8 protein-coding genes are annotated in these 14,282 nt (G+C 62.1%); all 8 read left to right on the top strand.

Annotation, left to right across the window (positions count from 1 at the left end):
• The first annotated feature begins 9 nt into the window (after positions 1 to 9).
• The 8 genes from ACA046_RS14075 to ACA046_RS14110 all read left to right on the top strand — a co-directional run bounded on the left by ACA046_RS14075 (position 10) and on the right by ACA046_RS14110 (position 14,007).
• A complete protein-coding gene (locus ACA046_RS14075) occupies positions 10 to 606 on the top strand; it encodes a cysteine dioxygenase family protein (RefSeq protein WP_497676792.1) in 597 nt (198 codons plus the stop codon).
• Positions 607 to 741: 135 nt separating this feature from the next.
• A complete protein-coding gene (locus tag ACA046_RS14080; protein ID WP_459028574.1) occupies positions 742 to 1,389 on the top strand; it encodes a glutathione S-transferase family protein in 648 nt (215 codons plus the stop codon).
• Between the two features lie 24 nt (positions 1,390 to 1,413).
• Positions 1,414 to 4,128 (top strand): cystathionine beta-lyase, encoded by a 2,715-nt coding sequence (gene metC, locus ACA046_RS14085; protein WP_459028576.1) that lies wholly within the window; start codon positions 1,414 to 1,416, stop codon positions 4,126 to 4,128.
• Between the two features lie 108 nt (positions 4,129 to 4,236).
• A complete protein-coding gene (gene tpx, locus ACA046_RS14090) occupies positions 4,237 to 4,737 on the top strand; it encodes a thiol peroxidase (protein WP_003207496.1) in 501 nt (166 codons plus the stop codon).
• Between the two features lie 231 nt (positions 4,738 to 4,968).
• Positions 4,969 to 6,276, top strand: coding sequence for an MdtA/MuxA family multidrug efflux RND transporter periplasmic adaptor subunit (locus ACA046_RS14095; RefSeq protein WP_076013868.1), 1,308 nt, complete (start codon positions 4,969 to 4,971; stop codon positions 6,274 to 6,276).
• Complete coding sequence (locus tag ACA046_RS14100; RefSeq protein WP_076013869.1) at positions 6,273 to 9,374, top strand: MdtB/MuxB family multidrug efflux RND transporter permease subunit; 3,102 nt, start codon at positions 6,273 to 6,275, stop codon at positions 9,372 to 9,374. The genes ACA046_RS14095 and ACA046_RS14100 overlap by 4 nt, the downstream gene beginning before the upstream one ends.
• Positions 9,371 to 12,478 (top strand): efflux RND transporter permease subunit, encoded by a 3,108-nt coding sequence (locus ACA046_RS14105; protein WP_497676793.1) that lies wholly within the window; start codon positions 9,371 to 9,373, stop codon positions 12,476 to 12,478. The genes ACA046_RS14100 and ACA046_RS14105 overlap by 4 nt, the downstream gene beginning before the upstream one ends.
• 134 nt (positions 12,479 to 12,612) lie before the next feature.
• Positions 12,613 to 14,007 carry an efflux transporter outer membrane subunit gene (locus ACA046_RS14110; protein ID WP_497677083.1) on the top strand — a complete coding sequence of 465 codons (1,395 nt, stop codon included), beginning with the start codon at positions 12,613 to 12,615 and terminating at the stop codon, positions 14,005 to 14,007.
• Positions 14,008 to 14,282 lie beyond the last annotated feature (275 nt).

Consider the following 14,282-nt stretch of genomic DNA (forward strand, 5'->3'; position numbering starts at 1 on the left):
AACCTCGTCATGAGTACCGCAAACCGTGCCGCCGTTATCGAAGACTTCCTGCAGCAGATCCGTGTCATCAACCAGCGTGGCGTAGACCGCGCGGCCCTGGTGGAAATTGTCGGGCTGCTGGAAACCCTGGCCGAGCGCCGGGACCTGTTCAACTTCAACGAATTCCCCGCGCCAGTGCCGGGGCAGGGCAGCACTGCTTTCCGCTATCGCCTGAATGACGATGGCGACACGCCGACCCTTTACCTGAATTCGCTGCTGCCGGGCAAAAGCACCCTCCCTCACAACCACGAAACCTGGGCGATCATCAGCGCCGTCGAAGGCCAGGAAATCAACTACGTGTATGGCCGCAACGATGAAGGGCGGGATGCAGGCTTCACCACCCTGACGCTTGAGAAAGAAGTCATCGTGCAGCCGGGCACTTCCATCTCGTTCCTCGGTGAAGACCTGCACGGGATTCGTGTTGAAGGTGAGCAGGCGACCTTGCACTTCCACCTGTACGGCTTGCCGCTGGAGTCCCTCAATGGCCGTTATGGCGTTGAGGCCGACGGCCGGATTCTCAACTACAACGCCTCGCAGATGGAGCCTTCAATCCGGGCCTATTCCTGAGCACAACACACATCAAATGTGGGAGCGGGCTTGCTCGCGAATGCGGTGGGTCAGAAACGCATTCATTGGCTGACACACCCCATTCGCGAGCAAGCCCGCTCCCACAATTAGATCCGCGTTCATCCAGGGTTTTTTATGATTGATCTGTATTACTGGCCCACCGGCAATGGCCTGAAGGTCGGCATCCTGCTGGAAGAGCTGGAGGTGGAGTACCGCCTGATTCCGGTCAACATCCGCGAAGGCGCGCAGAAGCAGGAAAGCTTCCAGCGCATCAGTGCGAATGGGCGGATTCCGGCGATTGTCGACCACAGCCTTGAAGCACCCCTGAGCCTGTTCGAGTCCGGGGCGATCCTGAACTACCTCGCGGACAAGGCCGGGCGCTTCCTGCCCCCCGCCGGCACTGCCGAGCGCCAGAAGGTCCAGGAATGGCTGTTCTGGCAGGTGGGGCATATCACCCCGTACCTGAGCCAGTTGCAGCTGTTCAAGGAGAAGGCCCCGGAGCCGATTCCCTTCGCCCTCGACCTGCTGAACGCCGAAGCCACGCGTCTGTATCGGGTGCTGGAGCAGCGCTTGGCCGAGGTGCCGTATGTCGCAGGCGAATACTCGGTGGCCGATATGGCGATCTTCCCGTGGATCCAGCCCCTGCGCCAAGGCCAGGACCTGGCCCACTACCCGAACATCCAGGCCTGGCGTTTGCGCATCAAGGCGCGCCCGGCGGTCCAGCGGGCCTACGCCAAGGGACGCGAAGTCGCCGCCGGCGAGCGTTCGTTGGCCTTGCAGTAACTCATCTTTTTTTGCGGGACTTCCATGAGCCAGACCATCACACCCGGGCAATTGCAACAATGGCTGTTCGACGGCCAGGAAATCGCCCTGTTCGACGTACGCGAGCACGGCCAATACGGCGAGGCCCATCTGTTTCACGGGGTAAACCTGCCCTATAGCCGCCTGGAACTGGAGGTGCAGCGCCTGGCGCCCAACCCTCAGGTGCGCCTGGTGATTTACGATCAGGACGGCGGCGATGTGGCTGCGCGCACGGCGCTGCGCTTGCAGGCGTTGGGCTACCGGCATGTGCATGTACTGGAAGGGGGTGCTGACGGTTGGCTGGCTGCGGGCCTGCAGCTGTTTGCCGGGGTGCATGTACCGTCAAAGGCTTTTGGCGAGTTGGTGGAAGAAGCCAGCCACACGCCCCACGTCACCGCGCAGCAACTGGCGGAGTGGCAAGCCAATGGCGCGCCGCTGGTGGTGCTGGACGGCAGGCCGTTTGATGAATACCGCAAGATGACCATTCCTGGCTCCATCTGCTGCCCTAACGGTGAGCTGGGTTACCGCGTGCACGACCTGGTGCCGGATGAGACGACGCCGATCGTGGTCAATTGCGCCGGCCGTACCCGCAGCATTATCGGCGCCCAGACGTTGATCAACCTCGGCGTGAAGAACCCGGTTTATGCATTGGAAAACGGTACCCAGGGTTGGTACCTGGCGGATTTCAAACTGGAGCATGGCAGCACCCGCCGTTATGCCGATCAAGTCTCTACTGATCTGGTGCAGCAGCGCCAAGCCGCCCGGCAATTGGCGGAGCGGGCAGGGGTGGTCAGTGTCAAGGCGGAGCAGGTTCGCCAATGGGCAGCGGACCCGGCTCGCAGCCTGTTCCTGTGTGATGTGCGCACCGCCGAAGAATTTGCCGCCGGCAGTTTGCCAGGGGCGCGACATACGCCGGGCGGGCAGTTGGTCCAGTCCACCGACCTGTACATCGGCGTGCGTCAGGCACGGGTGGTGCTGCTGGACAGCGACGGCGTGCGTGCGCCGATTGTCGCCAGTTGGCTGCGCCAGTTGGGGCATGAGGCGTATGTGCTGGAGGGTGGAATCCACAGTGGATTGGCGCTGGAGGTAAAGGGGGCTGTCCCCTTTGAAGCGCTGCCGGTGATATCGGTGCAGGCGCTGGCTGACGCGTTGAAAGATGGCACCGTTGACCTGGTGGACCTGCGCCCGAGCATGACCCATCGCAAGGGCCGGATTGCCGGTTCGCGCTGGTCGATTCGTTCGCGGTTGACCGCCGGTGCGCGTCCGTTAGTGCTGGTGGCGGATGATCCGGCGCTGGCTGCTTTTGCTGCGCTGGAGTTGGGCGACGATGTGCGCCTGCTCGACGGTGGCTATGGGGCTTGGGTGGCGGCAGGTTTGCCGGTGATCGAGGACGCGCAGACACCATCCGACAATCAATGCATCGACTTTTTGTTCTTTACCCACGACCGCCACAGCGGCAACAAGGACGCCGCCCGCCAGTACCTGGCTTGGGAAATCGGCCTGCTGGCACAGATGAGCGAAGCGGAAATCGCCAGTCTCAAACCCTTGTTGCCCGCGTCGCGCGTGCGTACCCGGTTGATTCATGCGGCGCGTACTGAAGGGGGTAATGGTGGTCGGGCGGTCAACATACCGATCACCCGCCTGAGCACTGTGCTGTTCGACAACCTGGCCCAGATGCGTGACGCCCGCTCCCGACGCGACAGTGAGCGGGTCCTGAGCTACGGCGCACGTGGCAATCCCACTGCGTTTGCGCTGGAAGATTTGGTCACCGAACTGGAAGGCGGCTACCGCACCCGGTTATATGGCACGGGTCTCGCCGCAGCGGCGCAGACGTTGCTGGCCTACCTGCGGCCCGGCGACCATGTGTTGATCACCGACGCCGTGTATTCGCCGGTGCGCAAGCTGGCCAGCGAGTTCCTCCAGCCATTCGGCATCGAAGTCAGCTACTTCAGCCCGGACGGCAGCGGGCTGGAAGCGCAACTGCAAGCCAACACCAAAATGGTCTATGCAGAAGTCCCCGGTTCGCTGTTGTATGAACTGTGCGACCTGTCCGCGATAGCCGCACTGTGCAAGCCGCGCGGCATCTTGCTGGCGGTGGACAATACCTGGGGCGCAGCCTACCTGTACCGTCCGCTGGCGTTGGGCGCCGATATCTCCATCATGGCCCTGACCAAATACCTCGGCGGCCACAGCGACGTGATGATGGGCAGCGTCTGTACTACCGAAGCCGCATGGCCAGCCCTGGCGAAAATCAGCGATACCTTTGGCAATGCGGTGAGCGCCGACGATGCCTACCTGATCCTGCGTGGCGCACGCACCCTGGCTTCCCGGCTGGACGTGCACGAGCGCCAGGCGCTGGCGATTGCCCAATGGTTGCAGGTGCAGCCGCAGGTCAAGCGGGTGTTTCATCCGGCCTTGCCCGAGCATCCGGGGCATGCGCTGTGGAAGCGTGATTTCAGCGGCAGCAATGGCCTGCTTTCGTTCGAACTCAATAATGCCGATGCAGGCTATGTGGAGCGTTTTATCGACGGCCTGCAGCTGTTTGGCCTGGGCGCATCCTGGGGCGGCTATGAAAGCCTGGTCACCCTGGCCGACACGCAAGATCGCCAGAGCGCTGCCGACCGCGGGTCGAACCCGGTGGTGCGCCTGCACGTGGGCCTGGAGGATGTAGAAGCGTTGATCGAAGATCTGCAGCGCGGGTTCGTGGCGGCGGGGCGTTGAGCCTCGCACCATGACAATTTGCGTCCGACCATAGGTGCCCATCGAACTTTGTGTTTAACTTCGGCACCTGAAATTCGTTTCACTACCACCACTAGAAGGATTCCGTTCATGGCTCAAGTTACCCTCCGAGGCAACCCTGTCCAGGTCGAAGGCGATTTGCCGAAAGTCGGCGCCAAGGCGCCAGACTTCACCCTGACTGCTGGCGATCTGTCCGACGCGACCCTGGCGACCTTTGCCGGCAAGCGCAAAGTGCTGAACATCTTCCCAAGCGTTGATACCCCGACCTGCGCCACTTCGGTTCGCAAGTTCAACGCCCAGGTCAACGACGTAAACAACACCGTGGTGTTGTGCATCTCCACTGACCTGCCATTCGCCCAGGCGCGTTTCTGCGGTGCCGAAGGCCTGGAAAACGTGAAGAACCTGTCGGACTTCCGTGAGGCTGCATTCGCTGTCGACTACGGTGTTGCGATTGCTGATGGCCCGCTCAAAGGCCTGACCGCCCGCGCGGTCGTAGTGCTGGACGAGAACGACAACGTGCTGCACAGCGAACTGGTCAGCGAAATTGGCCAAGAGCCAAACTACGAAGCAGCCCTGGCTGTTTTGAAGTAACTGTAACTACGCGTGACTGTCGTTTTGCAGTAACACGTAGGATGCAGTATTGCGGCCTGGCCTAGTCCAGGCCGTTTTTATTTGTGCTTCAGACGCTTAGCCGGATAGCCAATGGACTAAGCAAAGAAGTTAAAAGTTGTAAGTCCAAGGTAAATAGCCGGTAAAGGCGCTTTTCTTAACGCGCCCCAGTGCTTATCTTTCAGCCTCCCGAAGAAGAAGCTCTCGCACCCAATGGTTGATCACTCCATGCAATCCACCCCTCGTCACTCCCGCCGCTGGTTGTTCGGCCTGCTCGTGCTGCTGGTTATTGCCGGCTTGTGCTGGAAGTTCTGGCCCGGCAGCCACAAAGACAGCGCCGAGAAGAAGCCCGCCGGGCATGCCGGCAAGTCGGGCATGATGCGCCCGGGCTTTGGTGGTTCTACTGGCCCGGTGCCGGTGCGTGTGGCACCTGCTGTGCAGGGGGAGTTCCCGGTGTACTACAAGGCACTGGGCACGGTCACGGCATTGAACACCATCAATGTGCGCAGCCGGGTAGGGGGAGAGCTGGTCAAGATCGCCTTTGAAGAAGGGCAGATGGTCAAGGCCGGTGACTTGCTGGCGGAAATCGACCCGCGCAGTTACCAGAATGCCTTGCTTCAGGCCCAGGGCACGTTGCTGCAGAACCAGGCCCAGTTGAAAAATGCCCAGGTCGACGTGCAGCGTTATCGCGACCTGTATGCGCAAGACAGTATCGCCAAGCAAACCCTGGACACCGCCGAAGCGCTGGTGTTGCAGTACCAGGGCACGGTCAAGACCAACCAGGGCGCGGTGGACGACGCCAAGCTCAACCTCGAATTCACCAAGATCCGCGCCCCGATTACCGGGCGTGTCGGCCTGCGCCAGGTGGACGTAGGTAACCTTGTCGCCGCCAACGACACCACCTTCCTGGCGGTGATCACTCAGACCCAACCCATCAGCGTGGCCTTCACGCTGCCGGAAAACACCCTGGAAACCGTGCTGGCGCGCTATCACGCCGGCAACAAGCTGCCGGTAGAAGCCTGGGACCGTGGCGATGTGGCCCTGAAAGCCAGCGGCGTGTTGCAGAGCCTGGACAACCAGATCGACGTGACCACCGGTACCCTCAAATTCAAGGCGCGGTTCGATAACAAGGACCAAGCGCTGTTCCCCAACCAGTTCGTGAACGTGCACCTGCTGGCCGACACCCTGCATAACGTGGTGCTGGCGCCGTCTGCAGCGATTCAGTTCGGCAACACCGGCACCTTTGTCTACGTGCTCGATGGCGACAAGAAGGTCAAGGTACGTCCGCTGGTGATCGGTGATTCCGACGGCGACAACACCGTGATCAAGCAAGGCCTGGCCGCCGGCGACCGCGTCGTACTGGAAGGCACCGACCGCCTGAAGGACGGCAGCGATATTGAAGTGGTCAACGACAGCAGCGACGTGCCGACCACGCCGACCGAACACCTCCAGGGCCAGCCGGCAGCCAAGACGCAACAAGGCCCGGCTGACGCCGGCAAGGCGCAAAAGGGCGGCGCATGAACCTCTCGCGGCTGTTCATCCTTCGCCCGGTAGCCACTACCCTGAGCATGCTGGCCATTGTTCTGGCCGGTGCGATCGCTTATCGCCTGTTGCCGGTCTCGGCCTTGCCCCAGGTGGATTACCCGACCATCCGGGTGATGACGCTGTACCCCGGCGCCAGCCCGGACGTGATGACCAGCGCGGTGACGGCGCCCCTGGAGCGTCAGTTCGGGCAGATGCCCGGCCTGACCCAGATGGCGTCCACCAGCTCCGGCGGCGCCTCGGTGCTGACCCTGCGCTTCAACCTCGACATCAACATGGATGTCGCCGAGCAACAGGTGCAAGCCGCGATCAACGCCGCCACCAACCTGCTGCCCAAGGACTTGCCGGCACCGCCGGTGTACAACAAGGTCAACCCGGCGGACACCCCGGTACTGACCCTGGCCATCACCTCCAAGACCATGTTGCTGCCCAAGCTCAATGACCTGGTCGACACGCGCATGGCGCAGAAAATCGCGCAGATCAGCGGCGTCGGCATGGTCAGCATCGCCGGTGGCCAGCGCCAGGCAGTGCGGATCAAGGTCAACCCGGAAGCCCTGGCGGCCAACGGCCTGAACCTGTCGGACGTGCGCACACTGATCGCGGCCTCCAACGTCAACCAGCCCAAGGGCAACTTCGACGGCCCTACGCGGGTGTCGATGCTCGACGCCAACGACCAGTTGGTCTCGCCCAAGGAATACGCCGAGCTGATCCTTGCCTACAACAACGGCGCGCCGTTGCGGCTCAAGGATGTGGCGCAGATCGTCGACGGCGCCGAGAACGAGCGCCTCGCGGCCTGGGCCAATGAAAACCAGGCGGTCTTGCTGAATATCCAGCGCCAGCCCGGGGCCAACGTCATCGAAGTGGTGGACCGGATCAAGGCATTGTTGCCGAGCATCACCGACAACCTGCCGGCCGGCCTCGACGTGACGGTGCTCACTGACCGGACCCAAACCATCCGTGCCTCGGTCCGTGACGTACAACACGAATTGCTGATCGCCATTGCCCTGGTGGTGATGGTGACGTTCCTGTTCCTGCGCCGCTTCAGCGCCACCATCATTCCGTCCATTGCCGTGCCACTGTCCCTGGTGGGCACCTTTGGCGTGATGTACCTCGCCGGCTTCTCCATCAATAACCTGACGCTGATGGCCCTGACCATTGCCACCGGGTTTGTGGTGGACGACGCCATCGTGATGCTGGAGAACATTTCCCGCTATATCGAGGAAGGCGAGACGCCCATGGCGGCGGCGCTCAAGGGCGCCAAGCAGATCGGTTTCACCCTGATTTCCCTGACCCTGTCGCTGATCGCCGTATTGATCCCGTTGCTGTTCATGGCCGACGTGGTGGGGCGCTTGTTCCGTGAATTCGCCATCACCCTGGCGGTGGCGATCCTGATTTCCCTGGTGGTGTCCCTGACCCTGACGCCGATGATGTGCGCGCGTTTGCTCAAGCGCGAACCCAAGGAAGAAGAGCAAGGCCGTTTCTACAAGGCCAGCGGCGCCTGGATCGACTGGCTGATCGAAGCCTACGGGCGCAAATTGCAGTGGGTGCTCAAACACCAGCCGCTGACCCTGCTGGTGGCCATCGCCACTTTGGGCCTGACCGTGGTGCTGTACCTGGTGGTGCCCAAGGGCTTCTTCCCGGTGCAGGACACCGGGGTAATCCAGGGCATTTCCGAAGCGCCGCAGTCGATCTCCTTTGCGGCCATGAGCCAGCGCCAGCAGGAACTGGCGAAGATCATCCTCGAAGACCCGTCGGTGGAGAGCCTGTCGTCCTACATCGGGGTGGACGGCGATAACGCCACCCTCAACAGCGGCCGCCTGCTGATCAACCTCAAGCCCCACGGCGAACGGGACCTCAGCGCGGCGCAGATCATCACGCGCCTGCAACCGCAACTGGACAAGCTGGTGGGCATCCGCCTGTTCATGCAGCCGGTGCAGGACCTGACCATTGAAGACCGCGTCAGCCGCACCCAGTACCAGTTCAGCATGTCCTCACCGGACGCCGAGTTGCTGGCGCTGTGGAGCGAAAAGCTGGTGCACGCCCTCAGCCAGTTGCCGGAACTGTCCGACGTCGCCAGCGACCTGCAGGACAAAGGCTTGCAGGTGTACCTGGTGATCGACCGCGACGCCGCGTCGCGCCTTGGTGTGTCGGTGTCGACCATCACGGATGCGCTGTACGACGCCTTTGGCCAGCGACAGATTTCCACCATCTACACCCAGGCCAGCCAGTACCGTGTGGTGTTGCAGGCGCAATCCGGTGAAACCCTCGGCCCGGACGCCCTGAACCAGATCCACGTGAAAACCACCGACGGCGGCCAGGTGCGGCTGTCGAGCCTGGCCCATGTGGAACAGCGCCAGGCCCAGTTGGCAATTGCGCATATCGGCCAGTTCCCGGCGGTGATGATGTCGTTCAACCTGGCCCCCGGCGTTGCGCTGGGCAAGGGCGTGGAGCTGATCAACCAGACGCAGAAAGACATTGGCATGCCCGTCGGCGTGCAGACTCAATTCCAGGGTGCAGCCCAGGCGTTCGAGGCTTCGCTGTCGAGTACCTTGCTGCTGATCCTGGCGGCGGTGGTCACCATGTACATCGTGCTGGGTGTGCTCTACGAGAGCTATATCCACCCGATCACCATTCTCTCGACCTTGCCCTCGGCAGCGGTGGGGGCGTTGCTGGCCTTGCTGCTCAGTGGCAATGACCTGGGGATGATCGCGATCATCGGTATCATCCTGTTGATCGGTATCGTGAAGAAGAACGCGATCATGATGATCGACTTCGCCCTCGACGCTGAACGCAACCAGGGCCTAGACCCGCAAACCGCGATCTACCAGGCGGCACTGTTGCGTTTCCGGCCGATCCTGATGACCACCCTGGCAGCGCTGTTCGGTGCCGTGCCATTGATGCTCGCCACCGGTTCCGGTGCGGAGCTGCGCCAGCCCCTGGGCCTGGTGATGGTCGGTGGGCTGCTGGTGAGCCAGGTGTTGACCCTGTTTACCACCCCGGTGATCTACCTGTATTTCGACCGCCTCGGCCGTCGCTGGCGCAAAGAACCCGTGCGCCTGGAGCCGGTTGAGCCATGAACCTGTCCGGACCTTTCATTCGCCGGCCGGTAGCGACCATGCTGCTGAGCCTGGCGATCATGCTGCTGGGCGGCGTCAGCTTCAACCTGCTGCCGGTGTCGCCATTGCCGCAGATCGACTTTCCGGTGATCGTGGTGTCGGCCAGCTTGCCGGGGGCCAGCCCCGAGGTGATGGCGTCGACAGTGGCCACGCCGCTGGAGCGCTCATTCGGCGCGATTGCCGGCATTACCACCATGAGCAGCTCGTCGAGCCAGGGTTCGACCCGGGTGATTCTGGCGTTCGACTCCGATCGCGACATCAACGGCGCGGCGCGGGAAGTGCAGGCGGCCATCAACGCCTCGCGTAACCTGCTGCCCAGCGGCATGCGCAGCATGCCCACCTACAAGAAGATCAACCCGTCCCAGGCGCCCATCATGGTGCTGTCACTGACGTCGGACGTATTGCCCAAGGGCCAGTTATACGACCTGGCCTCGACCATCCTGTCCCAGAGCCTGTCCCAGGTGCCGGGGGTGGGTGAAGTACAGATCGGCGGCAGCTCCTTGCCCGCCGTGCGGATCGAACTTGAAGCCAAGGCCCTCGACCAGTACGGTGTGGCCCTGGACGATGTGCGCAATACCATCGCCAATGCCAACGTGCGCCGGCCCAAGGGCTCGCTGGAAGACAGCCAGCGCAACTGGCAGATCCAGGCCAACGATCAGCTGGAAAAGGCCAAGGACTACGAACCGCTGCTGATTCGCTACCAGAATGGCGCGGCCTTGCGCCTGGGGGATGTGGCGAAGATCAGCGACGGCGTCGAGGACCGCTACAACAGCGGCTTCTTCAATAACGACTCGGCGGTGTTGCTGGTGATCAACCGACAGTCCGGTGCCAACATCATCGAGACCGTGAAGCAGATCAAGGCGCAATTGCCGGCCTTGCAGGCGGTGTTGCCGTCCAGCGTCAAGCTGAACCTGGCCATGGACCGTTCGCCGGTGATCACCGCCACCTTGCATGAAGCCGAGATGACTTTGCTGATTGCCGTGGCCCTGGTGATCCTGGTGGTGTACCTGTTCCTCGGTAACTTCCGTGCCTCGCTGATTCCCACCCTGGCGGTGCCGGTGTCGCTGGTGGGCACGTTTGCGGTGATGTACCTGTTCGGCTTCTCCCTGAACAACCTGTCGCTGATGGCGCTGATCCTTGCCACCGGCCTGGTGGTGGACGATGCCATCGTGGTGCTGGAGAACATTTCCCGGCATATCGACGAAGGCGTGCCACCGATGAAGGCGGCGTACCTGGGCGCACAGGAAGTCGGGTTCACCTTGCTGTCGATGAACGTCTCGCTGGTGGCGGTGTTCCTCTCGATCCTGTTCATGGGCGGGATCGTCACCAGCCTGTTCCGCGAGTTCTCCATCACCCTGGCGGCGGCGATCATCGTCTCGCTGGTGGTGTCGCTGACCCTGACCCCGATGCTCTGCGCCCGCTGGCTCAAGCCGCATGTCAAAGGCCAGGAGACCGGCTTGCAGCGCTGGAGCCAGAAGATCAACGACCGTATGGTTGCAGGCTACGCCAGCAGCCTGGATTGGGTATTGCGCCACAAACGCCTGACGCTGCTCAGCCTGTTCGTGACCATTGGTGTCAACGTCGCGCTGTATGTGGTGGTGCCGAAAACCTTCATGCCCCAGCAGGACACCGGGCAATTGATCGGCTTTGTGCGCGGCGATGACGGGCTGTCATTCACCGTGATGCAGCCGAAGATGGAAATCTTCCGCAAGGCGGTCCTGCAGGATCCCGCCGTATTGAGCGTGGCGGGCTTTATTGGCGGCAACAGTGGCACCAACAACGCGGTGATGCTGGTGCGGCTCAAGCCTATCAGCGAACGCAAGATTTCCGCCCAGGCGGTGATCGAGCGCATGCGCAAGAACGTGCCACTGGTGCCTGGCGGGCGCCTGATGCTGATGGCTGACCAGGACCTGCAATTTGGTGGCGGTCGTGACCAGACCACCTCGCAGTATTCCTACATCCTGCAAAGCGGCGACCTCGCGGCCTTGCGTCTGTGGTACCCGAAAGTGGTCGCCGCGCTGCGTGAGCTGCCGGAACTGACCGCCATTGATGCCCGTGAAGGGCGCGGCGCGGCCCAGGTGACGTTGATTGTCGACCGCGACCAGGCCAAGCGCCTGGGCATTGATATGGACATGGTCACCGCCGTGCTCAACAACGCCTACAGCCAGCGGCAGATTTCCACCATCTACGACAGCCTCAACCAGTACCAGGTGGTGATGGAGGTCAATCCGAAGTACGCCCAGGACCCGATCACCCTGAATCAGGTGCAGGTGATCACCTCCACCGGCGCGCGCGTTCCGCTGTCGGCGATCGCCCACTATGAAAACAGCCTGGCGGATGACCGGGTCAGCCATGAAGGCCAGTTTGCCTCGGAAAATATTGCGTTCGATATGTCACCCGGGGTCACGGTGGAGCAGGGCACGGCCGCCATCGAGCGGGCGATTGCCAAGGTCGGCCTGCCCGAAGATGTGATCGCGAAGATGGCCGGTACTGCCGATGCTTTTGCCGCCACCCAGAAAGGCCAGCCGTTCATGATCCTCGGTGCGCTGGTGGCGGTGTACCTGGTACTGGGGATTCTGTACGAGAGCTACATTCACCCGCTGACGATTCTGTCGACCTTGCCGTCGGCCGGGGTGGGTGCCTTGCTCTCGATTTACCTGCTGGGGGGCGAGTTCAGCCTGATCTCGCTGCTGGGGCTGTTCCTGCTGATCGGGGTGGTGAAGAAAAACGCGATCCTGATGATTGACCTTGCGCTGCAACTGGAGCGCAAGGAAGGCATGACCCCGCTGGAATCGATCCGCGCCGCCTGCCTTGTGCGGCTGCGCCCGATCCTGATGACCACCCTGGCGGCGATTCTGGGTGCCGTGCCGTTGCTGCTCAGTAGTGCCGAAGGCGCGGAAATGCGCCAGCCCCTGGGCCTGACGATTATTGGCGGGCTGGTGTTCAGCCAGATCCTGACCCTATACACCACGCCTGTGGTTTACCTTTATCTCGACCGCCTGAGCCACCGTTTCAACGGCTGGCGCGGAGTGCGTACCGATGCTGCCCTGGACACTGCGCTATGACCGATTCAACGCGTTCCCCTGTAGGAGCGAGCTTGCTCGCGAAGGGCGTCAACGATAACGCTGGCATCCTGAATGAACCTGGTGTTCTCAGGCTTTTCGCGAGCAAGCTCGCTCCTACAGTGGGCCTCGTGCTGATGCTCAGCGCCTGCGCCGTGGGCCCGGATTACAAACGCCCCGAATTGACCGAACCGGCCCAGTACAAGGAAGCCCAGGGCTGGCGCCAGGCCGCGCCCAGCGACTCGTTGGCCCGAGGGGCCTGGTGGGAGCTGTACGGCGACAAACAACTCAATGAACTGGTAGAAAAACTCAACAACTCCAACCAGACCGTGGCCCAGGCCGAGGCGCGTTATCGCCAGGCGGCATCGCAGGTGCGCAATGCCCGTGGGGCGTTCTTCCCCACGGTTGACCTGAGCGCCTCGAAAAGCCGGGCCAGCCAGGGTACCGGCAGCAGTAACGCCAGCCTCAGCAGCTCCAGCAGCGGTATCCGCGACACCCTGAACACCCAGTTGGGCGTGAGCTGGGAAGCCGATATCTGGGGCAAGCTGCGCCGGGGCCTGGAAGCCAATGAAGCCAGCGCCGAAGCCAGCGCAGCGGACCTTGCGGCAATGCGCCTGAGCCAGCAATCGGAGCTGGTGCAGGATTACCTGCAACTGCGGGTCATGGACGAACAGACCCGTTTGCTGCAAGCCACGGTGGACACCTACCAACGCTCCCTGCAAATGACCCAGAACCAGTACCGCGCCGGTGTCTCGGGCAAGGACGCCATCGCCCAGGCCCAGACCCAGCTGAAAAGCACCCAGGCCAGCATGATCGACCTGATCTGGCAGCGCGCGCAGCTGGAAAACGCAATTGCCGTGTTGACCGGTGTGCCGCCGGCCAACTTCAACCTGGCGGTGAGCAAGGACATTCCGGCGCTGCCGCAGATTCCGGTGAGCCTGCCGTCGCAACTGCTGGAACGCCGCCCGGATATTTCCCAGGCTGAGCGCTCGGTGATCGCGGCCAACGCGAATATCGGCGTGGCCAAGACCGCGTACTACCCGGACCTGACCCTGAGCCTGGCCGGCGGCTATTCCAGCAGCACCTACGCCGACTGGATCAGCCTGCCGAACCGCTTCTGGTCGGTGGGACCGAAACTGGCCATGACCCTGTTTGACGGCGGCCAGCGTTCGGCGGAAGTCGACCGCGCCGAAGCGTCCTACGACGAAACCGTAGCCAAGTATCGCCAGACCGTACTCGACGGTTTCCGCGAAGTGGAAAACTACATGGTCCAGCTCAAGGTCCTGGAAGACGAGGCGGTCGTCAGTAACGAGGCCCTTGAAGCTGCCCGCGAATCCCTGCGCCTGACCCAGAACCAGTACAAGGCCGGGTTGATCGCCTATCTCGACGTGGTCACCGTGCAAGCGACGGCCCTGAGCAACGAGCGCACGGTGCTGACCTTACTGCAAACCCGGCTGGTTGCCAGCGTGCAACTGATCGCCGCGCTGGGCGGTGGTTGGGATGGGCAGATGCAGCTGAGCGACAAGAAGTAAACAATGATCCTGCAGGTGTACTGGCTTGTGTGGGAGCGGGCTTGCTCGCGAAAGCGGTGGGTCAGTCAACTGTGTATGAACTGACCCACCGCTTTCGCGAGCAAGCCCGCTCCCACAAGGGTTTTGCGGTGTTTTTGAGCCAGTAGATTGGCGTCAAATTCTGAATGATGGCTATACGATAATATTTCAGGTGTACAAGATTTATTCTCGCTACAATCCCCGACTTTTCACCCCTGCACGGATGCCGTTTGGCCCATTTGGTCACGAGAAGTCCC

Source organism: Pseudomonas sp. LBUM1641 (assembly GCF_059716235.1).

Excerpts from the sequence above, each read along its gene's own strand:
- ACA046_RS14110 (WP_497677083.1), top strand. The coding sequence starts at position 12,613 with ATGCTCAGCGCCTGCGCCGTGGGCCCGGATTACAAACGCCCCGAATTG.
- tpx (WP_003207496.1), top strand. The coding sequence starts at position 4,237 with ATGGCTCAAGTTACCCTCCGAGGCAACCCTGTCCAGGTCGAAGGCGAT.
- ACA046_RS14080 (WP_459028574.1), top strand. The coding sequence starts at position 742 with ATGATTGATCTGTATTACTGGCCCACCGGCAATGGCCTGAAGGTCGGC.
- ACA046_RS14075 (WP_497676792.1), top strand. The coding sequence starts at position 10 with ATGAGTACCGCAAACCGTGCCGCCGTTATCGAAGACTTCCTGCAGCAG.
- ACA046_RS14100 (WP_076013869.1), top strand. The coding sequence starts at position 6,273 with ATGAACCTCTCGCGGCTGTTCATCCTTCGCCCGGTAGCCACTACCCTG.
- ACA046_RS14095 (WP_076013868.1), top strand. The coding sequence starts at position 4,969 with ATGGTTGATCACTCCATGCAATCCACCCCTCGTCACTCCCGCCGCTGG.
- metC (WP_459028576.1), top strand. The coding sequence starts at position 1,414 with ATGAGCCAGACCATCACACCCGGGCAATTGCAACAATGGCTGTTCGAC.
- ACA046_RS14105 (WP_497676793.1), top strand. The coding sequence starts at position 9,371 with ATGAACCTGTCCGGACCTTTCATTCGCCGGCCGGTAGCGACCATGCTG.